The organism is Leifsonia sp. NPDC102414, assembly GCF_044765685.1.
GTDB lineage: Bacteria > Actinomycetota > Actinomycetes > Actinomycetales > Microbacteriaceae > Leifsonia.
In genome coordinates this window covers 156,213-182,632 of sequence record NZ_JBIWKN010000001.1, presented here as the reverse complement: position 1 = coordinate 182,632, position 26,420 = coordinate 156,213, and the positions used below count along the sequence as shown (strand labels likewise).

Below are 26,420 nucleotides of genomic sequence, written 5' to 3'. Positions count from 1 at the left end.
ACCCGACAGTTCATCGTCTGCCTTTCCTTCCGTTGCCTCTCCACCCACGGTAGCCGAGCGAGCGGAGCGAAACCGCCGCCAGCATCCGCTTCCACCGTGTGTCGCGCTTGCCGAGCTGGCCGCGCAGTTCGTCGACGGCCTTCCAGACCGTGTCGGCTTCCTCCTGGGTGGGGGCGATCGGGCTGAAGACGGCGCGGTCGGCGACCGCTGCCAGGGCGCTCGCCCGCGAGCCGCCGATGGTCCCCGCGAACTCCTTCCGGGTCGCGGCAGGCGGCGGATCGTATCCGTGGTCGACCGCGGTGTCCGCGAACTCGCGCCAGCCGCCCGCGATCCGCTCCACCGAGGTCGGCGCCCTGCGCCGCAGTGCTCTGCGGCGCCACTTGGCGGCGAGCACGGCGAGGAACGGCGCGGAGAGGACGGCGAGGCCGAGCACCGTCCAGCCGACGATCGTGAGCACGGCGATGAGCGCATCCAGCACCGGGTTGGGCTGCGGGGTGTTGCTCTTGTCGACCTGCGCCTGGGGCGGATCGTCCGGCTGCGCAGGAGTGTCGTCGACAGGGGGCTGCACGTTGGTCTGCGGACGGGTGATCTGGGTCGGCTGGTCCGGCTGCTTCGGCGGCACAGGGCGGATCGGCGGGGTCGGGTCGACCGTGACCCAGCCGTCCGTCGTCTGCACTTCGATCCACGCCGAGATGTCTGAGCCGGTGAAGGTGACCCTGGCCGAGCTCGCCTGATCCTTCGGAGCGACGAACCCGACCACCACGCGGGCAGGGAAGCCGAGCTGGCGGGCCATCAGGGCGGCGGTCACCGCGTACTGCTCCTGGTCGCCCAGCATCGGCATGTCCGTGAGCAGTTCCGTGATGCGGTCTGCGCCGTGCCCGGAGCGGCTCGGCGGCTCGTCCGCTCCGATGCCGTGGCTGATGTAGCCGTCCGCCGCGAGACCGTCGAGAGCTGCTGCGAGCTTCGCGCCAGCGCCCGTCACGCCCGCCGTGTACTTCTGCAGCGTCTGCGCCAGCTCGTCCGGGATGATCGCGGGCTTCGGGACGATCGCGCTGCCGGGGGCGGCCGTGGCGAGACCGGCGGCCGTCACCTCCGGCTTGACCACCGCATCCATCGTGTAGCTGTCGCCCGTCGACAGGCCGCGGGTGACAGCGCCCGTGCCGGTGACGTCGTTGTAGAAGAACGCGCCGGAGAGCGTCGGAGCCGCGGAGCCGTGGAAGGTGATCTGCTGCAGTTGGCCGCTGCCGGGGATCCACGGGCCTCGGTAGTCGCGCACGGTCACCGAGATGGTGTCCCGCTTCCCGACGACGCCGGCCTGGTCCATCCGGTACGGCACGCGCGTGAACGATCCTGAGGCGCTGGAGAGCTGGTCGGTGCCCACCGAGTACGTCACGCCGTCGTAGGTGTCGAGGGTCGCGATGCGCAGCCGCCTGTCGGAGGGCAGGCCGTCGACCGTGAGCATCGGCAGGTCGGCGCGTGCCGGCTCCAGATAGGAGCGGAAGCCGCTCAGCGGGCTCGGGTACGAGCGGGGGTCGAACGGCTGCTCGACGGCCGTCCTGACCACCTGCCGCTCGGTGGAGGGCGGGACCAGCACGGATGCGGCAGTGCCTGCGACCCCCGCGATGGCGACGATCACGGCGGCGCCGACCACCGTGCGGCCCACGGTCAGCCGCCGGTCGCGGGCCGACTCGACGACCACGCCGCTCTGCTCGGTGAGGCTGAGCACGGACGCAGCACGCCGTCGCAGCCGGAACCGGATCATCCACGCCAGCAGCACGGCGAACAGGCTGAGCGCCAGCCACAGCGGAACGGCGGAGGTGCCCGACCCGAGCAGGATGCCGGCCAGCATGAGCAGGATCGGCGGCAGGGCCGCCAGCTCGCCCCGCGGAGAGCGCAGCGCTGTCGACACGGTGGCGACGACCGCGATCAGCGTGAGGATGAACGCGGGCACCAGCAGCGCCTGGTACGACCCGACAGGCAGCGAGATGGTGACGAGCTGCTTCCAGCTCAGCCAGGTGGCGCGCACCAGGTCGCCGAACCCCTGCGCCGTCGGAAGGAGCCCGCCCGCCGTCGCCTCGCCAGGCACGGCGAGCTGCACCCCGAGGCCGAGGTAGACGACCACCACCAGCGGTGCGATCACGATGCTCGGCCAGCGGAACACGGCGCCGAGCACCGCGATGACCGCTCCGACCAGCAGTGTCACGCCCAGCATGATCGCGAACGCGGTCGACTGGTACACCGGCCAGAACGCGAAGGCGGCGAGGCCGGTGGCGACGATGGCGAACGCCGTGTCGACGGCGACGCCGGAGACGCGCAGCCGCTGTCGGGCGGGACGGTCGGCGGCCATCAGGTGGCCATCCGCTTCGCGAGGCTCTTCTGCAGATCTTCGAGGTAGCCGATCGTGAGCACGCTCAGGTCGGACACCCTTCGCAGCGCTGGGACGGCACCCTCGTCGCAGACGACGGCGACCACGTCGACCCCGAGCGGGAAGTGCGATGCAGCCGCACGCAGCTGCGTCGCCGTCACGGTCGAGCCGCAGAGGAGGAAGGCGATGGAGGTTCCCGTCGACTCCTCCGCCGCGATCTGCGCGAGCTCCGGCAGGCGCAGAGCGGTCGGCGCCAGCTCCACCCCCGCCAGATCGTCGAGCAGCCTGCCCCTGTTCACGATGCTGAGCCGCCGGACCGTGTGCACGATCTTCTTCGCGAAGTCGGGCGTCCTGGCGCTCGCCACCACGGAGACGGTGCGCGAGTCGAGCATCGCGCGCACGCCGAGCGAGCCGGCCGCGCTGACCGCGAGCTCGAACTCCTCGTCATTGCCGTAGTCGGAGCTCGACAGGCTGAGCGCCACCAGCAGGTGGCTGCGTCGCGTCTCCTCGAACTGCCGCACCATGTAGCTGCCGGTCTTCGCCGTCGACTTCCAGTGGATGTTCCGGCGCTCGTCGCCAGGGACGTACTCGCGCAGCGCGTGGAAGGCGATGTCACTCGCGGTCAGGTCGCGGGTCGGCGCTCCCTCCAGGTCGCGGACGAACCCGGTGCTCATGCTCGGGATGGCGATGGTCCGCGGATGCACGAACAGGTCGAGCGACTCCGCCCACACCATTTCGCGCCGCACGACGCCGACGGGGTCTGCCCGCACGGTCCGCACCGGCCCGATCGGCACGATGCCCCTGCGCGTGGTCGGGACGAGGAACACATCCGAGTGCGTCTCCCCTCCGCCGAGCGACGGGGATGCGAACTCGGCGAGTCCGTGCCCGACCGGCACCTCCACCCGCACGCTGGCCAGCCTGCGCCTGCCGGGGTTCCGCACCATCACCTCTCCTGGCGCCTTCTCGCCGACGACCACGCGGTTCGACGGAAGCGCGAGCTGGACGCGATACGCGTTGCGCCCTGCCAGGTAACCGGAGGCGACCGCCAGCAGGGCAACAGCGCTCCAGCCGACGACGACCGCCTCCAGCCAGCCGTAGACGTAGCCGGAGGTCAGTCCGAGGATCGCGACGACGGCGAGCGCCCAGCCGAGCGGTGTGACGACGGAGCCCACCCTGCGGGCGACGCCGGAGACCGCGCGCCACGCGGCCGAGGTCGACCGAACGACGACGACGATCGCGTCGGCCAGGAAACCGTCCCTGGTGCCGACGATCCTCGCCCTGGCGTTGGTGAGCTCCGCCTGGGTGCGACTGACGGTCGTGCTCACACGGCGACCCGATCCCCTGGTGGAGGCGTCTCGATCAGGATCTGGGCGACGACGCTCGAGGCGGAGACGCCCTCGAACTCCGCCTCAGGGTCGAGCACCAGCCGGTGTGCGAGCACGGGCTCAGCGAGTGCCTTCACGTCGTCGGGCGTCACGTAGTACCGGCCGGCGGACGCGGCGAGCGTCTTGGAGGCGCGCACGAGTGCCAGGGCGCCGCGCACGCTGACGCCGAGACGGATCTCGTCGGCGGTGCGGGTCGCATCCACCAGGCGGGAGACATAGTCGTTGATGGTCGGGTCGACGTGGACGGTGCGCGCCATCCCCGCCATCTCCACCACCGTGGCAGCCGAGATGACCTCCGGCACGACGATCTCGTGGGCGCGGTGCTCCGAGCCCTCCAGGATGCGCAGAGTCGCCTCGTGGTCCGGGTAGCCGATCGACGCCTTCATCAGGAACCGGTCGAGCTGGGCCTCCGGCAGCCGGTATGTTCCGGCCTGCTCGATCGGGTTCTGCGTGGCGATGACCATGAACGGGGCGCCGACCTGGTGGCGGACGCCGTCGACCGTCACCTGCTCCTCCTCCATCACTTCGAGCAGGGCGGACTGGGTCTTCGGGCTCGCCCTGTTGATCTCGTCCGCGAGCACGATGTTCGCGAACACCGGGCCGCGGTGGAACTCGAAAGCGCCCGTGCGCTGGTCGAAGATGTTGACGCCGGTGATGTCGCCGGGGAGCAGGTCGGGGGTGAACTGCACGCGGTTGCTCGTTCCGCGGACGCTCTGCGCGATGGCGCGGGCCAGCGAGGTCTTGCCCGTGCCTGGGAAGTCCTCAAGCAGCAGGTGGCCCTCGCTGAACAGCGCCGTCAGCGACAGCCGGATGATGTGCGCCTTGCCGAGGAGCACTTTGTCGATGTTCGACACCAGCCGCTCGAAGACGCCGGAGAACCAGGTCGCCTGCTCAGGGGTCATTGTCATGCGTGGCCTCTCTGCTGCTGGTTCTCGGCTCGGTCGTTTCTGGAACTGCGGGGGTACTGGAAGTGCGGGGGTTCTGGCATTGCGGGCATTGTCATTCAGTATGACCGTTCCTAGCCCTGCGGGACGGCAGCACTCGCGTAGCTCTGGGTGTACGCGGCGCCGCCGACGTTCACCGTGACCACGAGCGGGAAGCTCGGATCGACGGGGGCGCAGGATGCGGTCTGCCCCACGGCCGGCATCGGCGTCTGGGTGACCCCACCGTCGCAGGTGTATGTCACGCTGTCGTACGCCCCGGTCGGCCACGAGGTCCAGGTGTACGCGTAGCTGGTCGTGGCCGGATCGGTGGTCGTGTCCGTCGTCGTCGTGAAGCGCACGCCGCCGAGCTCGGTCGACACAGGGACGCCGAGCGGCACGCTGACCTGCCCGCCGCTCTGGTCGTTGCAGAGCCTGCTGCCGTCCGGGTAGAACTCGCACACCCGCAGGATGGTCAGCGTCAGGGCGACGCCGTAGTGGTTCACACCCGTCCCTGTCAGTATCCCGGAGGTGCCCTGGATCGAGGCCGTCTCGTCCACGCCTGCGCCGGTCAGCCGGTACGTGACGACCGGGTTGGCGCCGCTGCCGGCACGGTAGGTCACGCTGTCGAGGCGGAAGTCGTAGCGGCTCGCCCCGTTGGCAACGGGGCCGGACACGCTCACGGCGGTCGGCGTGCCAGGCGCCTGCCTCGGCGTGGCCGTCACGACGTTGCTGCGCGTGCATCCCTGGCCGTTGTACGCGTAGACCACGAAGTTGTAGCTCGTGTTCGGCTGCAGCCCTTGGAAGGTCGTGCTCGTGCTCGCCGTCGAGATGAACGACGACGACCGAGGGTCGACCTGCAGCACCGGGTTGCCGGACTCGACGCCGCTGACGCTGCAGTTCGGCATCGCGGAGCCCTGGAAGACGCCGGCGAAGTACCGGGTGATCGCCTTGCCGTTGTCGCCGAAGACCGTCGGCCAGCTCAGCGTCGCCGTCGACCCGTCCGTCTGGCTCGGTGTCGCCACCGGTCCGGCGCCGACGACCAGCGGAGCGCCGGCGGGCACACCGCTGCTCTGGCTCTGGTTCCAGCTCGTGCGTCCGGCGTAGAAGTCGTTGCGGGAGGACACGGAGAAGCCGATGGCCGCACCGTTCGCGATGCCTGCGTCCGTGATGTTCAGCGAGTACTGCGCGCCAGGGGCGTCTCCGCGCTGCACGGCGAACGGCACGGTCTGCCCGGCGAGCGACACCAGGTAGGAGGAGATCGGGCTGGCTCCGGGCACATCCGCCGGCTTGGTCCAGCTGATCCGGAGTCCGTGGTCGAGCGGGAGGGAGGACAGCCCGGACGGCGCGCCGGGGATCACGTCGGACCAGACCGGTTCCGTGTACGCGGTGGGATCCGACAGCCCGAGTGCGTTCTTGGCGCGTACCGTGACGGTGACCGCGTTGTCCGGGCCGTTGCCGGGAGTGCCGACCGCGCAGCTCGTCGTCGCGCACGGCGTGGTCGACAGCACCTGGCCGGTGCCCGCGTTCGCGACGGTCACCTCGAATCCGGTGATCGGCGAGTTGTTGAACGCGCCGGGAATCCACGAGACGGTGAGCGACCGGTCGGCGAACGCCGTGATCTGGACGTTCGAGACGGGAGCGGGCTTGTCCTGCACCGACACCGTCACGGTCCCCCAGGTGTAGCGGTCAGGGTCGTTCGTCGCGTCCGCGACCTCGTACTGCACCGTCGCGTCGGCGGGAGCCGCCGTCGCGGAGACCTGGATGCTCAGCGTCGAGTTGTCCGCGCTCGGCGTGATGGTCACGCCGCTCGGCAGATCGCTGCTCCCTACGCCGCGCACGCCGACGACGCGCAGTGGCTTGTCTGGGAACGGATTCGTCGCTTTGTCGTTGGCGAGAACATCCACGGAGGTGGTCTGGCCGCGCGGGGCGATCACGGTGTCGGACTGCGGGCTCGCCAGCGGCCTGGTCGACGGCACCACGTTGATGTCGATGCGTCCTGCCTGGCCGGCGTTGACCGCATCGCGCACGCCGATGGAGATGGACGGATGCGCACCCTTCGCCGTTCCGGCCGCCACGGCGATCGTGAGTTTGTTGCCGTCGAGCGACGTCGACACCCCAGCGGGCTTCGGATCCTGGATGCTGAAGACCAGCTCGTTCTGGTCCTTCGCATACGGGTAGCTGGTGAGCTTGGCGAGGTCGACGGTCTTCGACTGGCCTGGCTCGAAATCGATCAGCGCGCCGGTGAACACCGGTGGCTGGTTCTGTCGCGGCGCGACCTGGATCGGCAGCACGATGGTCGCGACGTTGCCGTTCGGGTCGCCGGCCGATGTGCCGTCCGTCACCTGGAACGAGATGGACGCCGGCCCGAAGTACCGCGCGGCGCTGGTGTACTGCAGGGTGTCGTTGTTGACCACCAGGTCGTCGCCGTTGGCGTGGGTCGCCCTGACGGTCGCGGCGTCCGTGAGCCGCACCTTCCGCCCTCCGACGGCCACGATGTAGTCATTGAGATGGATGGTCAGCGTCTTCTCGCTGACCACCGCGAGATCGGCGGCGCCGCGCTTCAGCTGCGGCAGCGCGTCGTTGTATCCGGGGACGTGCACGAAACCGTACCCGGAGACGGACTCGTCGTCCGGGTTGCTCACCTTGAACGGGATGATCTGGCTCTTCGCACCGATCGTGATCCTGATCCGCTTGTTCGCCGTGACCTGCGCGCTCGTTCCGTAGCCTGGCACGAGCTGGAGCTTCAAGCTGGAGACCGGTCCATCAGCGAAGAACACGTTCGCCAGGACGTTGACATTGACCCTGTCCTTGCCGAGGATGTCCGACAGCCCGAGCGAGGTGTCGGCGACGATCGGCCTCGCAGGAGGGGCGTTCGCGCTCACCGTCACGCGCACGAAGTTCTCGCTCGTGCCTCCGCGCTGGTTCTGGATCGTGTAGAGGAAGCCGTATGTGCCCTCTGCCTTCGGCGCGGTGACGACCACGATGTCGCCGCTGATCTTGGCCTTGGCCTTGCCGTCGAGCGACGACACCTTGGTGACGGTCAGCGGGCTCCCGTCCGGGTCGCTGTCGTTGGCCAGCACCTGGATGTTGAGGGTCTTGCCAGGGCGGGTCGTCACGTCGTCCTCGACGGCGACCGGGTTGCGCGCTCCGTCGACGCGCGGGGCGATGCCGACCCTGACCGTTCCTGTGGCGCGGGCGCCGAGCGCATCCACCACGGCGTAGCTGAACGTGTCGGTGCCCGCAGCGTAGTCACCGGCCTGGAAGTCCATCCAGTCCGGCCCTGACGCGATCACGGCGCCCTTCTGCGGGTTGGTCTCCTGACCGATGAGCTGCACGGAGTCCCCGTCAGGGTCGATGCCGGACAGCGGGATGGTGACCCGGACGGTATCGCCCGCGAGCACGCGCGCCGTCACCGTCTTCGGGACAGGAGGATTGTTCGTCGCCTCGTCGCGTTCCCGCACGGCGATGTTCACCTCTGCTGTCGCCCACTGGCCGTCCTCTCCGACGACCTTGTACGCCGCGGTGAAGTTTCCCGGCTTGGACGGCGCGAGATAGCGCAGCTGGCTCCCGCTCGTGAACAGCAGGCCGGCGCCGGACGGCAGAGGGGTCGCCAGCGTCGGGTCGAGCGTGAGCTTGTCCCCATCCGGCTGGATGTCGTTGGCCAGCACGGGGATGTCCACGACGTCGTCGACGCGGACCGAGACGCTGTCCGGTGCAGCGATCGGCGGCTGGTGGACGGTCAGCGGGGGAAGTTGCACCACGGTCACGGTCCCGACCGCGTCCGCGAGCCCGTTGCTGAGCTGGTAGTGGAAGTCGAGCGGGGCGTCGAGAGGCCGGTTCAGCGTCACGCGGAGGGTGCGCTGGCCGAGGATCTCGACGCGCACGCCGCTCGCCGGGGCAGGGGCGGTCACGCCGGTGACCAGCAGCACGCCGCCGGACGGGTCGATGTCGGTGGACAGCACGTCCACGTCCTGGGTGGTCTGCTCCCTGATGAACGCGGTGTGCGGCACGGCGATCGGGGCCGTCTTCGCGCCGGGAGGGGCCTTCACGTCGATGCGAACGGTCCCCGTCGACGTGACGACGCCGTCCGAGACGGTGTACTCGATGTTGTGCGTGCCGACCTGGTCGGAGTCGAAGCGGAAGGTTCCGCCCTGGTAGTCGGGCGTGATCGTCGCGTCCGCCTTGCTCGGCACGTTGCTGAGCCGCACGGTGCCGTTGCCTCCCCGCACGTGCGCGAGCGGCTGAACTGTCACCTCCTGCCCCTGGTACGCGAGCACGGCGAACGGGTCGGCGATTATCGGCACCTGGCCAGGTGCGCGCACCGTCACGGCAAGCGTGCCCGTTCCCTGGCTGAGCGCGTCGGACACCACCAGGTTCACGTCTTTGAGGTCGCCGCCCTGACCGTGGTCGGAGAACGCGACCTGGCCCTGCGGCGTGAAGGTCACGGTGTCCGGACCTGGGACGGTCGCCGCTGCCAGGAAGAACGAGTCGCCGTCCGGGTCGTAGCAGTCGCCGAGCACCGAGCTGGTGACGCGTCCGCCTGCCTGCACGACGGCCTTCGCCGCCCGGACGCATACCGGTGGAGAGTTCTCGGTCGGCAGGCGCACGGACACCACGACGTGCGCCGAAGCCGTGCCTCCCCTGCCGTCGGAGATCGTGTAGTCGAACGCGATCAGGCCGCTCGCCGTGTCCGGCAGCGTGATCTGGAGCTGCTGGTTGCTGTTCGTCAGCTCCAGCGTGCCCTGCTCCTCCGGGATGCTCGTGAACGAGTCGATCGTGAGCACGTCGCCGTTCGGGTCGTAGTCGTTCAGCAGCACGGGAAGCGGGGTCACTCGCCCAGGTCGCGCTCCGAACTGGTCGTCGACGGCGACGGGTGGCTGCTGCTGCTTCTCGTACTGCGGCGTCGTGTCCTGCCTGGACTGGTCGACCAGCTCCTTGGTGTTCTTCTTGGCGACCAGCTCATCCCAGTTGTCGATGCGCGCGTTGCCGCTCTGCACCGCCCAGGAGATGCCGGACTTGCCGTCGTTCAGGACCACCCTGTCCTTGTTCACCCGGAACGCGAGAGCTGCTCCGCCCGGCACGCTGGTAAGCGTCGACGCCTTGCCCGCACCGGATGCGTCGCACGAGCTCCACGCCGTTCCCCCGCTCCACGCGGCGTATGTGCAGTCGCCGACCGTCGTCGGTGCAGCAGGGGCTCCTGAGGCGTCCGCGAACGCGCGTGACGGCTTCGACCCGTCGAACGGCACCCTGATCAGCCCGTTGTTCGTCGCGATCCACACCGCGTCTCCGGAGGAGGACGACTGCTGCAGGACGGGGTCGTCTCCCGTGGAGAGCAGCCCGGAGAGGTCGACCGTGCGGCCGGCCAGATAGAGCGTGCTCTGATCGGGGTCGAAGAGCGCCCACTTCCCGTCGACGACGGTCAGTGTCACCGCAGCGCCGTCGCCCTTCGTTGGCACCTTCTGCGACGTGGTCGACGGCTCGGCGCCCGTCACGTCGATCCTGGTCACCGTCCTGGTGTCCGGCAGGTAGGCGAACAGGGCGCCGGCGGGATCCATCGCGGCGACGGTCCTGCCGCCGAGGTCGATGGTCGAGCCGGACCCCGCGTTGAACTGGTCGAGCTGCGAGACCGTCGTGAGCCAGAGCTGACCGGTCGCCTGCGACAGCAGCGAGACATGGTCGCCGGAGATGTCGACGCGCGGCGACCGGGGAGGAAGCGCCACCGACTTGCCCGCCTCGCTCGTGGCGGGGTCCACGACGGCGAGCGTGTTCGTTTCCCTGTCCAGCAGCAGGACGTTCGAGCCGTCCTGCGCCACGTCGACCGCCTCGCCGGTGCCCGTCACCACGGAGTTCAGCTTGTCGATCTCGGTGTTGGCCCTGCCGAGCGACTTCTTGGCGTCGCTCGACACCCAGACCGCCGCATCCCCCAGCTGCATGTGCTGGGCGCTGTAGCCGCCGGAGACGACGGCGAGCGTCGTCACCAGAGCGACGACGGCGGTGCTGCTCGTCGCCGTCGCCACCAGGGACTTGTGCGCCGCGATCCAGGCTCCGATCACGGGCTGTCCGCCCTCTGCACGCATTTCTGGCCGCTCGGCTCGCCCGTCTTCCCGTCCCGATTGACCGTGACGGTGACGCACACGGTCTCACCCGGTTTCGCATCCACCCTGAACTCGGTGGCGTGCTGACTGCTCGGCGGCTCATCGCCGACCGCGACCTGGTATGTGTCGTCCGGCTGAAGCCCTGGATCGGTCCAGCTGAACACGATGGTGCCGGACGAGACCCGGCCGGACAGATCGCGCACGGTGGGGATCTCGCCGCTCGACGACACCCTGACCAGCACGAACGTCGCCGTCACGGCGAGGGCTACCACCAGCACGGCGCAGGCGACGAGCGACAGCACGAGCGCCCTCGACCACCTGGCGGGCGGAGGTGCCGTTGTGCTCGGCATGCTGCCTGCGCTCTCCCGCACGACGGTCCGCGTGGGAGCACGCACCACCGTGGCGGCCGACGCGTTCCTTCTGCGCCTGCGCGCGACGGACGGATCGACGGAGACGAGGCCCTTCACACGGGTCCTGTCCTCCGGGTCGTCTGCCGTCGCGAGCGCCCAGTCGTCCATCGCGACCTCGATCGGCGTCTGCGGAAGGCCGAGCTCGGTCTCGACGGCCTGCAGCTCCCTGATGAACTCGATGACGCTGCGCTGCCGGGCGGACGGCTTCTTCGCCATCGCTTTCTGCAGCACCTGCTCCAGCCGAGGCGGAACATCCACCCTGCCGATCGGCTGCGGCCTGCCCTTCGTGATCCGGGAGATCAGCTCGGACGACGTGTTCTCCTTGCCTGCCACCTCGAACGGCGACCGGCCGGCGAGCAGCGAGTAGATCGTCGCGCCGAGCGCCCAGATCTCGCTGGCGATGGTCCCGCTCGTCTCGTCGAGCAGCACCTCGGGCGCCGACCACGGGATGGACAGCCCGATCGCCTCCGTGACCTCCGCATCGCCGAGGGTCGCCGCGATGCCGAAGTCGCTCAGCACGGGATGCCCGTACGCGGTGGTCAGGATGTTCGACGGCTTGATGTCCCTGTGCAGCACCCCTGCGCGGTGCGCCGTCTCGACGGCGCTCGCGATCCGCACGCCGATGCTCAGCGCCTCCGCGACAGGGAGCGGCTCCATCCGGTAGCGCTGGCCGATCGCCGACGAGCACAGCTCCATCACCAGATACGGGCGGCCGTCGGCGGACACGCTCGCCTGATAGACGGTGAGAATCGACGGATGGGTGCTCAGCTGGGCCATCAGATTGGCCTCGGCCTGGAACATCTGCTTGACCTGGCTCGTCACCACCTCGGCGAGCATGACCTTGACCGCGACCTGACGGCGTGGCATGTTCTGCTCGTAGAGGAAGACGTCGGCGAAACCGCCGGAGCCGAGCACGCGGACGTACGAGAAGCCGGGAAGGTTAGGCGGCTGTGACGGCAAGCGCCGGGCCATATCGCCTCCCGGGTCGGTCGAAGCTCAAAACGGTCCCCCAATTGTAGGCAGCACCCGCTGAGGGGACTCGGCCTGGTCCCGGACTGGGGACAGGATGCGCACCCCCAACTCGGGGGACAGTCCGGACGGTCGGCGTGGCCGCGCTCAGTGCCGTCGCGCGGTCCGCCTCGGCACCCCGTCGCCGTGCGGCCCGCTCTCCGGCGTCGCGAGCACGTCGACGACCACGACCGTGACGTTGTCCCTTCCCCCGTTGCCGAGGGCCGCATCCATCAGCTGCTGGGCCGCATCCAGTGGGGAGGCGCCCTCGCCGAGGAAGTACCGGATGCCGTGCTCCGTCAGCTCCTTGGTGAGCCCGTCCGAGCAGACGAGCAGCCGCGAGCCGGCGACGATCGGGATGAGGAAGAAGTCCGGGACGGGGTCCTCGTTGAAGCCGACGGCGCGGGTGATCACGTTGCTGTGCGGGTGCACCTCCGCCTCCGCGGGGGTGATGGCGCCGGAGTCGAGAAGCTCCTGCACGATCGAGTGGTCGACCGTGACCTGCTCCAGCGTTCCGTCGTGGTAGCTGTACACCCGCGAGTCGCCGATGTTGAACACCAGCCAGTACGGGGCGCCGTCGACGAGGGTCAGAGCGATGCCCGTCACGGTTGTGCCGGTTCCCAGGTCGGTGTGGCCGACGCCGCGACCCATGTCGTCGACAGCGGCGCGTAGCGCACTGGTGAGGGCTTCCTGGCCGATGAAGTCGACCGAGACCTGCTCGGCGAGCCTGGTGACGACCGCCGTGCTGGCGAAGTCGCCTGCGGTGTGGCCGCCCATCCCGTCCGCGACGGAGAAGATCGGCGACCGCGCGAGCAGGCTGTCCTCGTTGACGGACCTTCGATAGCCTTTGTCGCTCAGCGCCGCCCAGGCGAGGCTGATCTGCGCGTCGGAATCGCCAGGCACGGCCACGGTGTGGCGTCTGTTGCTGCGACCGATCTGGGTCACTCGCGTCCTCTTCTAGTCGGTTCGGATGCGTCGTCGCCAGCGCGTCCGCCTGCGGCAACGATCTCGATGATATTACCGTCGCCGATCTCCACGGTTGTGCCGGAGAGCACGACGACGGACTGTCCTGGCCGGAGGCGTGACTCGTTCCCCGTGGCAGAAGTGACCACGGTGCCGTTGGTGGAGCGCAGGTCGGTGACGACCACCGCGTCGCCCTCCTGCTCGATCCTGACGTGCGTCGACGATACCTCGTGATCAGGCGACGCGACCGCCACCAGCCGCGGAGGAGCCCCGGAGTCGATGCGCGGAGCGGTCGGCCTCCTGCCGATCAGGACGGGCAGGTCGAGCTCGAAGACCTCTCCGGATGCGAGCCGGATCGCGTACTGCGACGGCGCGGGAGGGAGGATCACGGGCTGCGTCGCCGCCGCCGTGTCATCCGTCCATGCGTTCGTATACGGCTCGGGCGTGTCGGAGGGCGGCTCGATGTCGACAGCGCCCTGCAGCTCGTGCCGGGCGGCGACGACGGGCCCGGAGGGCGACACCTCCGTCTCGTGGGCGAAGATGCTCGCCCCGAGCCTGGCCCTGATGATCGTCTCGTCGGAGACGTGGTCGGCATCCGGATCGCCTGGCGCCCGCTCCTGCTGCGCTGCGTCCTGCCCCTGTCCGTGGCCCTGCCCCGATCCACCGCCGACGTACCGCCCAGGCGCCGTGCGCTCGACCCGCTCGATCGGCGACAGCGTCCAGGTCAGCAGCTCGCCGTCCACGACACCGAGTCCGACGGGAAGCGAGCCGACGCTGAGCCGGGCGACGGGGCCCGTCGGCAGGTCGTCCCCACCGATCACCAGCCCGATCACCGACCGGAACTCGGCGAGCACCCACGGCTGCACACCCCCGGCGGAGAACCTCCTGGACCCGCCGACGGAGAAGACATCGATGGCCGCCGTGCCGCGCACGACCGCCGTCACCAGTACCTCGCCGGCCGCGTTCGGCTCGGTGAGCTCTGCGACCGCGAACGAGCGCACCGCATCCTGGCCCACCAGGGGGAACGCGCCGACCACGGACTCGATGGTCGCCAGCTCGGAGTCGGCCAGCCACCACACCGTGTCCACGATCGCGTCGGCGACCGAGCTCTCCACGGCCGCGACGAACCGCTTTCCTGCGATCAGCAGCCACCTCGACGGGCCAGCGACCGGCGCGTACCTGACGTACCCAGGAGACACCGAGGTTCCTCCCATGGATGTGGTCGTGGTGGGTTACGAGCCGATGTAGCTCATGACGTGCTTGATCCGAGTGTAATCTTCGAAGCCGTACGCCGAGAGATCCTTGCCGTATCCGGAGTGTTTGAACCCGCCGTGCGGCATTTCGGCCACCAGCGGGATATGCGTGTTGATCCAGACGCAGCCGAAATCGAGTCCCTTCGCCATGCGCATCGCTGTGCCGTGGTTCTGCGTCCACACCGACGAGGCCAGCCCGTACTGCACGCCGTTCGCGAAACGCAGCGCCTCCGCCTCGTCGCTGAACTTCTGCGCCGTGATGACCGGGCCGAAGATCTCGTCCTGCACCACCTCGTCGTCCTGGACGACATCGGAGACGATCGTCGCCTCGTGGAAGTATCCCCTGTCGCCCTGGCGGTGACCGCCGAGCGCGAGCGTGGCGTGGTCGGGCAGCCTGTCGATGAAGCCCTCCACCTTGGCGAGCTGGTCGGCGCTCGACAGCGCTCCGAAGAACACGCCGTCCTCGCGCGGTCCTCCCGTCTTCGCGTTGTCGCGGGCGTACTCGGCGAGCGCCGCCACGAACTCGTCGTGCACGCCGTCCTGCACCAGGACTCTGGTGGCCGCCGTGCAGTCCTGCCCCGCGTTGTAGAAGCCGGCACTGGCGATGCCCTCCGCCGCCGCCGCGATGTCCGCGTCGTTGAAGACCACGACGGGCGCTTTGCCGCCGAGCTCCAGGTGCACGCGCTTCAGATCGAGCGCCGCCGACCCTGCCACCTGCATCCCGGCCCGGACGGACCCGGTGATCGACACCATCTGCGGGATGCGGTCGGCGACGAGCGCACGGCCGGTGTCCCTGTCGCCCGTGACGACGTTGAACGCTCCCGCCGGGAAGAACTCGGAGGCGATCTCGGCCAGCAGCAGCGACGACGACGGTGTCGAGTCGCTCGGCTTCAGGACAACGGTGTTGCCTGCGGCGAGGGCCGGCGCGATCTTCCAGATGGCCATCATCATCGGGTAGTTCCACGGCGTCACCTGCCCGATCACGCCGATCGGCTCGCGGCGCACGAACGAGGTGTGGTCCTTGAGGTACTCCCCCGCCGACTTGCCTTCGAGGTTGCGGGCGGCGCCCGCGAAGAAGCGCACCTGGTCGATCATCGGCTCGACCTCGTCCGGCACGATGCCGCCGCGCGGCTTGCCGGTGTCGCGCATCTCCACGTCGGCGAGCTCCTCTGCTCGCTCCTCCAGTGCGTCGGCGAACTTGAGCAGGGCCAGCTGGCGCTCGCTCGGCGTGGTGTCTCCCCAGGTCTCGAACGCCCCGGCTGCCGCGCGGTACGCATCCGCGACGTCCTCCTCGGTGGAGATCGGCGTCGTTGCGATGACCTCCTCTGTCGCAGGGTCGACGATGTCGAGGCGTTCTGTCGCCCTCGATTCGACGTAGTCGCCGCCGACGAAGTTCTTCAGTTCACGGATGCTCATCGCATTCCTCCAACGTTCGCGCTGTTTCCTGGGCACGCGGCTGTTGCACGACAACGGCGTCGCCCGCCGGGCTCATGACCCGACGAGGCGACCATACCCGAGTGTCCTGCGCTCCGCCTCAGCCGATGTACGACATCACGTGCTTGATGCGCGTGTAGTCGTCGAAGCCGTACATCGACAGGTCTTTCCCGTAGCCGGAGTGCTTGAAGCCTCCGTGCGGCATCTCGGCGACGATCGGGATGTGCGTGTTGATCCACACGCATCCGAAGTCCAGGTTCTTCGCGAAGCGCATCGCGGTGCCGTGGTCCTTCGTCCAGACCGAGGATGCCAGGGCGTACTGCACGCCGTTCGCCAGGCGCAGCGCCTCCGCCTCGTCGGTGAACTTCTGCACGGTCTGCACCGGACCGAAGATCTCGTTCTGCACCGCCTCGTCGTCCTGGCGGAGGCCGGACACGATGGTCGCCTCGTAGAAGTAGCCTTTGTCGCCCTGCCGGTGGCCGCCGAGCTGCACGGTCGCGTGGTCGGGCAGCCTGTCGATGAAGCCACTCACCTGGGCGAGCTGGTTGGCGTTGTTGACAGGGCCGAACAGGATGCCGTCCTCTCGTGGCGCTCCCGTCTTGGCGTTGTCGCGGGCATATGAGGTGAGGGCTGCGACGAACTCGTCGTGGATGCCCTCCTGCACCAGCAGGCGGGTCGCCGCCGTGCAGTCCTGGCCGGCGTTGAAGTATCCGGCCGCCACGATTCCTTCGACGGCCTGCTGGATGTCCGCGTCGTCGAACACGATGACGGGCGCCTTGCCGCCGAGCTCCAGGTGCACGCGCTTCAGATCGAACGACGCCGCGCGCGCCACCTCCATCCCCGCCCGAACGGAACCGGTGATCGAGATCATCTGCGGGATGGGGTCTGCCGTCATCGCGGCGCCGGTGTTCCTGTCTCCCGTGATGACGTTGAGCACGCCGGCGGGAAGGAACTCGGAGGCGACCTCGGCGAGCAGCAGCGTGGACAGCGGCGTGGTGTCCGAGGGCTTCAGCACCGTCGTGTTCCCGGCGGCGAGCGCAGGCGCGAACTTCCAGACCGCCATGTTGAGCGGGTAGTTCCACGGCGTCACCTGGCCGACGACGCCGATCGGCTCGCGGCGCACGAAGGAGGTGTGGTCCTTCATGTACTCGCCGGCCGAGCGGCCCTCGAGGTTGCGCGCCGCTCCTGCGAAGAAGCGGATCTGGTCGACGGACGGCATGATCTCGTCGTCGACGAGGGTGGCACGGGGCTTGCCGGTGTCCTGCGACTCGGCGTCTGCGAACTCCTCAGCGCGCTGCTCCATCGCGTCGGCGATCCTGAACAGGGCCAGCTGCCGTTCGCTGGGTGTCGTCTCGCCCCAGGTCTCGAACGCATCCTGTGCCGCGCGGTATGCGTCGGCGACGTCGTCCGCCGTCGAGACGGGTGAGGTCGCGTAGACCTCCTCGGTCGCCGGGTCGATGAGCGGAAGGCGCTCGTCGGACCTCGAATCGGTGAAGGAGCCGTTCACGAAATTGCGGAGTTCTCGCGTTGTCATGCCGGAAGTCTACTGATTTCGATAGAAAACGGTACAGATTCGTGCGGATTCGCTTGCCCGAAGGTCATCTCACTGACAGAATCGCTCCATGAGTTCCCCTCGGGCAGTCACTGCCGCCAAGCCTGTCCAGATCGACGACGTCTCGAAGGCGATCATCGAGCAGCTGCAGGTCGACGGCCGTCGCTCATACGCGGAGATCGGCAAAGCCGTCGGTCTCAGCGAGGCGGCTGTGCGCCAGCGCGTGCAGAAGCTGACCGAGTCGGGGGTCATGCAGATCGTCGCCGTCACGGACCCGATGCAACTCGGGTTCTACCGGCAGGCGATGATCGGCGTGCGGGTGACAGGAGACACAAGGGCGGTCGCCGACAAGCTGGCGGCGATGCCGTCCGTGGACTACGTGGTCCTCACGGCGGGGACGTTCGACATCCTCGCCGAGGTGGTCTGCGAGAACGACCTGGATCTGATCACCATGCTCAACTCCGAGATCCGAACCATCGAGGGCGTGCTCTCGACAGAGACGTTCGTCTATCTCAAACTCCACAAACAGTTCTACAACTGGGGAACACGATGACAATCACCACAGAAAACCCCGCCATCTCGACGGCCGACGAGGACGCCCTCCAGGCCAAGGCGAAGGACCACCTCTGGATGCACTTCGCGCGCCAGTCGGTGATGGAGGACGGCCACGGAGTCCCCATCATCACGCGCGGCGAAGGCCACCACATCTTCGACTCCCGCGGCCGGAAGTACATCGACGGCCTCTCCGGGCTGTTCGTGGTCAACGCGGGCCACGGGCGCAAGCGGCTCGCTGCTGCCGCGGCCAAGCAGGCGGAGGAGCTGGCGTTCTTCCCGATCTGGTCGTACGCGCATCCGAATGCCATCGAGCTCGCCGACCGCCTCGCGCACTACGCGCCCGGCGACCTCAACCGCGTCTTCTTCTCCACCGGAGGAGGCGAGGCGGTCGAGACAGCGTTCAAGCTCGCCAAGTACTACTGGAAGCTGCAGGGCCGCCCCACCAAGCACAAGGTGCTCTCCCGCGCCGTCGCGTACCACGGCACCCCGCAGGGCGCCCTCGCGATCACGGGCATCCCCGCCATGAAGGAGATGTTCGAGCCCCTGACGCCCGGCGGCTTCCGCGTTCCGAACACGAACTTCTACCGCGCAGGCGAGATGGGCGCACCGACGGACGATGTCGAGCAGTTCGGCGTGTGGGCGGCGAACCGCATCGAGGAGATGATCCAGTTCGAGGGTCCTGAGACCGTCGCCGCGATCTTCCTCGAGCCGGTGCAGAACTCCGGCGGATGCTTCCCTCCGCCCCCCGGATACTTCCAGCGTGTGCGCGAGATCTGCGACAAGTACGACGTGCTGATGGTCAGCGACGAGGTCATCTGCGCCTTCGGCCGCATCGGCCACATGTTCGCCTGCGACGAGTACGGCTACGTTCCGGACATGATCACCTGCGCGAAGGCGATGACCAGCGGATACTCCCCCATCGGCGCGACGATCATCAGCGACAAGCTGTACGAGCCGTTCAAGCACGGCAACACGTCGTTCTACCACGGCTATACGTTCGGCGGTCACCCCGTCTCCGCCGCTGTCGCGATGGAGAACCTCGACATCTTCGAGGAGGAGAAGCTCAACGAGCGCGTCCGCGAGAACTCGCCGCTGTTCCGCGCAGAGCTGGAGAAGCTGCTCGCGCTGCCGATCGTCGGAGATGTGCGCGGCGACGGCTACTTCTTCGGCATCGAGCTGGTGAAGGACAAGGCGACCAAGGAGACGTTCGACGACGACGAGTCGGAGCGACTGCTCCGCGGCTTCCTGTCGAAGGCGCTGTTCGAGGCCGGTCTGTACTGCCGCGCGGACGACCGTGGCGACCCCGTCGTCCAGCTCGCCCCGCCGCTCACCATCGGCCCTGCCGAGTTCACCGAGATCCGTCAGATCCTGGAGTCCGTCCTCACCGAGGCCGAGAACCACCTGTAACCACCCACCACACACACGATCGAGTCCGGACTTGTGCATGCGTTTCACGGCGTGTCGCCTGCATAAGTCCGGGCTCGATCTTTTGGCGAGACGAGAGGGGACGCGCGTGGGGTACGAGCGGGTCGGGTACTGGTTCGAGTCGATCAGTGAGGCGGAGGACGGGTTCCGTCCCCGTCCGGGGCTGGGCGAGGACGTGGAGGCGGACGTCGCGATCGTCGGCGCCGGCCTCACCGGACTGTGGACGGCGTACTACCTGCAGGAGGCCGACCCGTCGCTGCGCATCGTGCTGCTGGAGAAGGAGGTCGCCGGGTTCGGCGCCTCGGGCCGCAACGGCGGCTGGTGCTCAGCGCTCTTCCCCTGGTCGGCCTCCGCGCTGGAGGCCCGCTATGGCTTCGCCGCTGCCGTCGCCCAGCGCCGCGCGATGATCGACACGGTCGGCGAGGTCGGCCGCGTCTCGGAGAAGGAAGGCATCGACTGCGACTACGTCCGCGGGGGGACGATCACCTTCGCCCGCTCGCGCGTCCAGCTCGCCGCGGCACGGGCGGAGTACGCCGAGGCGGCGGAGTTCGGCGTCGACACGGTGTCGATCCTCGGCACGGATACCGTGCGCAGCCGGTTCGGGGCGACGGATGCGGTCGCCGCGACGTTCACGCCGGATTGCGCGCGCATCCACCCGGCCAAACTGGTGCGCGGTCTCGCCAGGGTCGTCGAGGCGCGCGGTGCGACCATCGCGGAGAAGACCGAGGCGACGTCCTGGACGGACGGCGTCGTCACCACGGTCTCCGGCGGACTGGTGCGCACGGTCAGGGCCGGCACCGTGGTGAACGCGACAGAGGGGTACGGCTCGCAGCTGCCTCAGGTGGGCAGGCGCATCCTGCCGCTGTACTCGCTGATGATCGCGACCGAGCCGCTCTCCGACGACGTCTGGGACAGCATCGGCATCGAGCACGGCCAGACCTTCGCCGACTTCCGGCACCTCATCATCTACGGGCAGCGCACAGCGGACAACCGCTTCGCGTTCGGCGGCCGGGGCGCCCGCTACCACCTCGGCAGCACGATCCTGCCGGAGTACGACCGTGCCCCTCGCGTGCGCGACCACCTCATGCGCGCTCTGTTCGAGCTGTTCCCGGACGCGGCGGGCGCACGCATCACGCACCACTGGGGTGGCCCGCTGGGCGTCCCGCGCGACTGGCACGCGAGCGTCGGCTACGACCGGGATGCGCGAGAGGCGTGGGCGGGCGGGTACGTCGGCGACGGCCTCAGCACCACCAACCTCGCCGGGCGCACGATCGCCGATCTGATCGGCGGCCGCCGCACCGCGCTGACGGCTCTCCCCTGGGTCGGCCACCGCTCCCCGCAGTGGGAGCCGGAGCCGCTCCGCTTCGCCGGCGCGAACGCCGGCCTCGTCGGCACAGAGCTCGCCGACCTCGAGGAGCGCGTCACCGGCCGCCCATCCATCGCCGCCCGCCTGATGGCCCCCCTCACCGGCCACTGACCCCCTCCCCGGGGTGGAGGGGACCGGGGTCAGGCCTCGTCGGAGACGGGGGCGGCGAACTGGGCGTTGTAGAGGGTGTAGTACGCGCCGCCTGCCGCGAGGAGCTCGTTGTGCGTGCCCTGCTCCACGATGCGGCCGGCCTCCATCACCAGGATGAGGTCCGCATCCCGGATCGTGGACAGACGGTGGGCGATCACGAACGAGGTGCGGTCGGTGCGCAGCGCCGCCATCGCCTTCTGCACCAGCACCTCGGTGCGGGTGTCGACCGACGACGTGGCCTCGTCCAGGATGAGGACGCTCGGCCTGGCGAGGAATGCCCGCGCGATGGTCAGCAGCTGCTTCTCACCGGCGGAGACGTTGCCGCCCTCGTCGTCCAGCACCGTGTCGTAGCCGTCCGGCAGCGAGTGCACGAACCGGTCGACGTATGTGGCACGGGCAGCGTCGAGGATCTCCTCCTCCGTCGCGTCCGGCCGGCCGTACGCGATGTTCTCGCGGATCGTCCCGTTGAACAGCCAGGTGTCCTGCAGCACCATTCCCATCCGGCTGCGCAGGTCGCGCCTGGTCATCGACGCGATGTCGACGCCGTCCAGCGTGATTCGTCCGGAGTCCAACTCGTAGAACCGCATCATCAGGTTCACCAGCGTGGTCTTGCCAGCGCCGGTCGGGCCGACGATGGCGACCGTCTGCCCAGGCTGTGCCACCAGCGACAGGTCCTCGATCAGCGGCTTGTCCTCCGTGTAACGGAACGAGACGTCCTCGAACGCCAGGCGTCCCTTGGTGCCCTGCGGGCTCTCCGGGTCGGCGGGGTCGCTCGACTGCTCGTCCGCATCCAGCAGCTCGAACACGCGCTCGGCGGATGCGACGCCGGACTGCAGCAGGTTGGCCATCGAGCCGAGCTGCGTAAGCGGCTGCGTGAACTGACGCGAGTACTGGATGAACGCGGTCACGTCACCGAGCTGCATCGCGCCGCTCGCCACCTGCAGACCGCCGACGACCGCGATCACGACGTACATCAGGTTCCCGACGAACATCATCGCGGGCATGATGATTCCGGAGATGAACTGAGCGCCGAAGCTCGCCCGGTACATCTCCTCGTTCTTCAGCCGGAACTGCTCCTCCACCTCGCGGTGACGGCCGAACACCTTCACCAGGGCGTGGCCGGTGAACGCCTCCTCGATCTGACCGTTCAGCTCGCCGGTGTTCTTCCACTGGGCGACGAACAGCTTCTGCGACCGCTTGGCGATCACCGTGGTGATGATCAGCGTCAGCGGGATGGTGATGAGCGCGATCACGGCGAGCAGCGGGGAGACGACGAACATCATCACGATCACGCCGACGACGGTGAGCAGGGAGGTGAGCAGCTGGCTCATCGACTGCTGCAGGGTCTGCGAGATGTTGTCGATGTCGTTGGTGACCCGGCTCAGCAGCTCGCCGCGCTGCATCCCGTCGAAATAGCGCAGAGGGAGGCGGTGGATCTTCGCCTCCACTTCTTCGCGCAGACGGTACACCGTGCGCTGGGTGATCCCGTTGAGCACGTACGCCTGCAGGTAGCTGAACACCGACGACAGGATGTAGAGGGCGAGCACCCACATCAGAACGCCGCCGACCGCGGTGAAGTCGATGCCGGCGCCGGGGGTGAAGGTCGTGCCGGAGAGCAGGTCGGCGAGCTGGGACTGGTGCGATGCGCGCAGCCCGGCGATCACCTGCTCCTGCGTTGCACCCTTCGGGAACTGCGACGACAGCGCTCCGGCGAAGACGAGGTTGATCGCGTTGCCGAGCAGCTTCGGCCCGAGCACCGCGAACACGACGCTCACCACGGCGAGCAGTGTGACGAACGCGATGCCGATCGCCTCCGGCCGCAGCCGGCCGACGAGCCGCTTGGCGGACGGGCCGAAGTTCATCGACTTCTCGACCGGCCCCTGCATCCCGCCGAACGGACCTCCGCCGCCAGGGCCTCGGCGGACGGGCGGACGCGCGGGGACGCGCTCCTCTGTTTCGGTGTTCTCGCTCATGCTGCTTCCTCCGCGGTGAGCTGCGACGACACGATCTCGGCGTACGTCTCATTGGACTGCAGGAGTTCGTCGTGCGTTCCCCGGCCGACCACGCGGCCGTCCTCCAGCACGATGATCTGGTCGGCGTCGACGATGGTCGACACCCGCTGCGCGACGACGATCATGGTCGCGTCGGAGACCTGACGCGACAGCGCCTGCCTCAGTCGCGCATCCGTCGCCGTGTCGAGCGCGGAGAACGAGTCGTCGAACACGTAGATCTCCGGACGCTTCACCAGGGCGCGTGCGATGGCGAGCCGCTGCCGCTGACCGCCGGAGACGTTCGTGCCTCCCTGGGCGATCGGTGCGTCCAGCTTCTCCCCCATCGCCTGGACGAAGTCGCGCGCCTGCGCGATCTCCAGCGCCTGCCACAGTTCCTCGTCCGTCGCGTCAGGCTTGCCGTAGCGCAGGTTGGATGCGACCGTGCCGGAGAACAGGTACGGCTTCTGCGGCACCAGCCCGATGCGCGACCAGAGCAGGTCGGGGTCGAGCTCCGCCACATCCACGCCGTCGACGAGCACGATACCGCTCGTCGCGTCGAACAGCCTCGGGATGAGGTTGACCAGCGTCGTCTTGCCGGAACCGGTGCTTCCGATGATCGCCGTGGTCTGCCCGGCCTTCGCCAGGAAGGTCACGTCGCTCAGCACCGGCTGCTCCGCTCCCGGGTACGAGAAGCCGACGTCGACGAACTCCAGGGTGCCGTGCGCGTCCAGCTCGGTGATCGGGGACTCCGGGATGCGCACCGACGACTCGGTGCCGAGCACCTCGCCGATGCGGTCGGCGCAGACGGCGGCACGCGGCACGAGTACGGCCATGAACGTCGCCATCATCACCGCCATCAGGATCTGCATCAGGTATTGCAGGAACGCCGTCAGCGTGCCGATCTGCATCGACCCGTCCTGGATGCGGAACCCGCCGAACCAGATCACCGCGACGCTCGAGACGTTCAGCACGAGCATCACGATCGGGAACATCAGCGCGAACAGCCGCCCCGCGCGCAGTGCGGTGTCCGTGACGTCCGCGTTCGCCTTCTGGAACCTGCTGGACTCGATGTCTTCGCGGACGAACGCGCGCACCACCCTGATGCCGGTGAGCTGTTCGCGCAGCACCCGGTTGACCCTGTCGATCCGCTCCTGCATCTTGCGGAACAGCGGGACCATGCGCGAGATGATGAGCCCGACGGCCACCAGCAGGATGGGGACGCTGACCGCGATCAGCCAGGAGAGCTGGATGTCCTGCTGCATCGCGAGGATGATGCCGCCGATCGCCAGGATCGGCGCGGAGACCAGCAGCGTGCAGGTCATCAGCACCAGCATCTGCACCTGCTGCACGTCGTTCGTGTTGCGGGTGATCAGCGACGGAGCGCCGAACTTCGACACCTCGCGCTCGGAGAACTCGCCCACCTTCTGGAAGATCGAGCCGCGCAGGTCGCGACCGACCCGCATGGCGACCTTCGCCCCGAAGTACACCGCGGTGATGGAGCAGGCGACCTGCACGAGGGTGACCCCGAGCATCCCTGCGCCGACCCAGACGATGTAGTTGGTGTCGCCCTTGGCGATGCCGTTGTCTGTGATGTCGGCGTTCAACGTCGGCAGCCACAGCGACAGCAGCGCTTGGGCGAGCTGGAAGACCACCACCCCGACGAGGAGCGGCCAGTGCGGTCGGAGGAACCGGCCGAGGAGTTTGAGAAGCATGGGATCTCCTAGGGTGCGGATGCGGGCTGTGTTACTGGTGCGGTGCGTGTTGTCGGGTCTGTCTCCGGCGCGTAGCCGGAATCCGCGGTGGGAAGGTCGGCTAGGTCGGGGAAGTCGGCGACGTCGAGCGGTTCTCCGGCGATGCCGACCATCGCGAAGCGGGCGAGGTCGTCGATGCTGAACTCGATCCCCTCGTTGAGGGCGGGGAAAGCAGACGAGAAGCTGATGAGTCTCAGGAGGTGGGCGACGCGCTCCGGCGGCCAGTTCAGCCGGTCGGCCTCCGGCTCGAGCAGCCGGCCGATGATGGCCACGAACTGGCCCCGTTCCTGCGGGACGGGCGGGCGCTGCGGGCCGACGACGGCCATGATGCGCATGACGCTCTCGAACCGCTCGCGCAGCAGGTAGAGCACGGCGCGGATCTTGTGCTCGAACGGGAGGGCGGGGTCGATGGCGCGGAGAGCATCCCGGAGCGGCTCAGGATCGAGGTACTTCTCGATCGCGGCCTGCACCAGCGTCTCCTTGTCCCCAAACGCCCGGAAGATCGTGCCCTCGGCGATGCCAGCCGCCTCGGCGATCTGCTTCGACGTGACGCCGCGCCCGTGTTCGACCAGCAGCGGGATGACCGCGTCGACGATCATCGCGCGCCTGTCCTCCACGCTCAGGGGCTGGGCGCGGGGCGTACGTTTCAGCTCGTCGTCCGTCAGATCCACGCGCTGATCCTACGCGGAGTGAGTACTCACTCACAACGACGAATTCGTTCGCTGTGAGCGAACAGAGTGTCTCCCAACGCAGTCGAGCCCAGGTCCCACCGCCGGTGCGAGCGGCGAGAGCCTGGGCTCGATGGGATGAAAGCGGCTAGGCGGAAGGGGTGAAGATGTCGGTGATGGCCGCGAGGTCCTCCGCACTGGGGCGCCAGGCGGTGGCGGCCTCCGCGTTCGCGGTGATCTGCTCCGGCTTGGTGGCTCCGGCGATCACGCTGGTGAGGCCGGGCTGGGCGAGCAGCCAGGCGAACGTCGCCGCCAGCATGGTCACGCCGCGCTCGTCGCAGAACGCCTGGTAGCGCTCGATCGCATCCCACGGAGCGTTGTCGACGAGGTGTCGCCTGATCATCATGATGCGGCTGTCTGCCGGGCCGCCATCGCGCGAGAACTTCCCCGTGAACAGGCCGTTGTAGAGCGGGAAGTACGGCAGGAAGCCGAGCCCGTACTGGTTGACGGCAGGAAGCACCTCGCGCTCGGCGTCGCGCACGAGCAGGCTGTACTCGTTCTGCGACGAGATGAACTTCGGATGCCCGTTCAGCTCGGCGGTGAACTCCGCCTCCGCGATCTGCCAGCCGGCCAGGTTCGAGTGACCGATGTAGCGGATCTTGCCCTCGGTGATGAGGTCGTCGAGCGCCGCCAGCGTCTCCTCGATCGGGGTGATGGGGTCAGGCTGGTGCAACTGGTAGAGGTCGATCCAGTCGGTGCGGAGCCGTCGCAGCGACGCCTCGACGGCGAGCCGGATGTAGCGACGCGAGCCGCGCACGCCCCAGTCGGGTCCGTTGCTGCCCGCCATGTCCATCCCGAACTTGGTGGCGAGCACGATCTTGTCGCGCTTCCCGGCCAGCGACGTGCCCATCAGGGTCTCGGAGAGCCCGCGCTCCTTGCCGTAGATGTCCGCGGTGTCGAAGAACGTGACGCCGGCGTCGATCGCCGCGCCGATCACCGCGTCCGTGCCCTGCTGGGTTTCGGATGCGGTCCCTTCCCGCCCGAAGTTGTTGCAGCCGAGGCCGATGGTCGAGACGATGAGCCCCGAGTTTCCGAGAGGACGGTAGTCGATTTCTGCCATGCTCCG

General features: G+C 68.6%; 16 protein-coding genes. 3 read left to right on the top strand and 13 right to left on the bottom strand.

Annotation, left to right across the window (positions count from 1 at the left end):
* Positions 1-10 precede the first annotated feature (10 nt).
* The 9 genes from ACIRCZ_RS00800 to ACIRCZ_RS00760 all read right to left on the bottom strand — a co-directional run bounded on the left by ACIRCZ_RS00800 (position 11) and on the right by ACIRCZ_RS00760 (position 17,370).
* Positions 11-2,347, bottom strand: a complete 2,337-nt coding sequence (locus ACIRCZ_RS00800) for a transglutaminase domain-containing protein (RefSeq protein ID WP_055892120.1) — start codon at positions 2,345-2,347, stop codon at positions 11-13.
* On the bottom strand, positions 2,347-3,690 hold the full coding sequence (locus ACIRCZ_RS00795) for a DUF58 domain-containing protein (RefSeq protein WP_055892117.1): 1,344 nt from the start codon (positions 3,688-3,690) through the stop codon (positions 2,347-2,349). The genes ACIRCZ_RS00800 and ACIRCZ_RS00795 overlap by 1 nt, the downstream gene beginning before the upstream one ends.
* Positions 3,687-4,658 (bottom strand): AAA family ATPase, encoded by a 972-nt coding sequence (locus tag ACIRCZ_RS00790; protein ID WP_402848580.1) that lies wholly within the window; start codon positions 4,656-4,658, stop codon positions 3,687-3,689. The genes ACIRCZ_RS00795 and ACIRCZ_RS00790 overlap by 4 nt, the downstream gene beginning before the upstream one ends.
* 110 nt (positions 4,659-4,768) lie before the next feature.
* Positions 4,769-10,750: an Ig-like domain-containing protein gene (locus tag ACIRCZ_RS00785; protein WP_402848577.1), complete on the bottom strand. Its 5,982-nt coding sequence runs from the start codon at positions 10,748-10,750 to the stop codon at positions 4,769-4,771.
* Complete coding sequence (locus tag ACIRCZ_RS00780; protein WP_055892108.1) at positions 10,723-12,150, bottom strand: serine/threonine-protein kinase; 1,428 nt, start codon at positions 12,148-12,150, stop codon at positions 10,723-10,725. Before ACIRCZ_RS00780 ends, ACIRCZ_RS00785 begins: the two co-directional genes overlap by 28 nt.
* Positions 12,151-12,294: 144 nt before the next feature.
* Entirely contained in the window at positions 12,295-13,131 is an 837-nt protein-coding gene (locus tag ACIRCZ_RS00775) for a protein phosphatase 2C domain-containing protein (RefSeq protein ID WP_055892103.1), read from the bottom strand.
* Positions 13,128-14,348: an FHA domain-containing protein gene (locus ACIRCZ_RS00770; protein ID WP_402848572.1), complete on the bottom strand. Its 1,221-nt coding sequence runs from the start codon at positions 14,346-14,348 to the stop codon at positions 13,128-13,130. Before ACIRCZ_RS00770 ends, ACIRCZ_RS00775 begins: the two co-directional genes overlap by 4 nt.
* Before the next feature lie 33 nt (positions 14,349-14,381).
* Positions 14,382-15,818, bottom strand: coding sequence for a gamma-aminobutyraldehyde dehydrogenase (locus tag ACIRCZ_RS00765; protein WP_402848569.1), 1,437 nt, complete (start codon positions 15,816-15,818; stop codon positions 14,382-14,384).
* A 118-nt stretch (positions 15,819-15,936) separates the two neighbouring features.
* The gene (locus ACIRCZ_RS00760; protein WP_402848566.1) at positions 15,937-17,370 is read right to left on the bottom strand and encodes a gamma-aminobutyraldehyde dehydrogenase; all 1,434 of its coding nucleotides are present in this window, start codon (positions 17,368-17,370) and stop codon (positions 15,937-15,939) included.
* A gap of 88 nt (positions 17,371-17,458) precedes the next feature.
* Here ACIRCZ_RS00760 and ACIRCZ_RS00755 point away from each other — a divergent pair, with 88 nt between their 5' ends.
* The 3 genes from ACIRCZ_RS00755 (at position 17,459) to ACIRCZ_RS00745 (ending at position 20,845) form a co-directional block, all read left to right on the top strand.
* Positions 17,459-17,941: an Lrp/AsnC family transcriptional regulator gene (locus ACIRCZ_RS00755; RefSeq protein WP_055892090.1), complete on the top strand. Its 483-nt coding sequence runs from the start codon at positions 17,459-17,461 to the stop codon at positions 17,939-17,941.
* Positions 17,938-19,350, top strand: a complete 1,413-nt coding sequence (locus ACIRCZ_RS00750; RefSeq protein WP_402848562.1) for an aspartate aminotransferase family protein — start codon at positions 17,938-17,940, stop codon at positions 19,348-19,350. Before ACIRCZ_RS00755 ends, ACIRCZ_RS00750 begins: the two co-directional genes overlap by 4 nt.
* Positions 19,351-19,456: 106 nt before the next feature.
* Positions 19,457-20,845 carry an NAD(P)/FAD-dependent oxidoreductase gene (locus ACIRCZ_RS00745; protein ID WP_402848559.1) on the top strand — a complete coding sequence of 463 codons (1,389 nt, stop codon included), beginning with the start codon at positions 19,457-19,459 and terminating at the stop codon, positions 20,843-20,845.
* Positions 20,846-20,874: 29 nt separating this feature from the next.
* Here the strand turns inward: ACIRCZ_RS00745 and ACIRCZ_RS00740 are convergent, their stop codons facing one another.
* The 4 genes from ACIRCZ_RS00740 to ACIRCZ_RS00725 form a co-directional block, all read right to left on the bottom strand.
* Positions 20,875-22,857, bottom strand: coding sequence for an ABC transporter ATP-binding protein (locus ACIRCZ_RS00740; RefSeq protein ID WP_055892081.1), 1,983 nt, complete (start codon positions 22,855-22,857; stop codon positions 20,875-20,877).
* Positions 22,854-24,587 (bottom strand): ABC transporter ATP-binding protein, encoded by a 1,734-nt coding sequence (locus ACIRCZ_RS00735; RefSeq protein ID WP_402848555.1) that lies wholly within the window; start codon positions 24,585-24,587, stop codon positions 22,854-22,856. The genes ACIRCZ_RS00740 and ACIRCZ_RS00735 overlap by 4 nt, the downstream gene beginning before the upstream one ends.
* 8 nt (positions 24,588-24,595) lie before the next feature.
* Positions 24,596-25,297: a TetR/AcrR family transcriptional regulator gene (locus tag ACIRCZ_RS00730; protein ID WP_402848552.1), complete on the bottom strand. Its 702-nt coding sequence runs from the start codon at positions 25,295-25,297 to the stop codon at positions 24,596-24,598.
* A 145-nt stretch (positions 25,298-25,442) separates the two neighbouring features.
* Complete coding sequence (locus ACIRCZ_RS00725; RefSeq protein WP_055892075.1) at positions 25,443-26,414, bottom strand: aldo/keto reductase; 972 nt, start codon at positions 26,412-26,414, stop codon at positions 25,443-25,445.
* Positions 26,415-26,420: the final 6 nt, after the last annotated feature.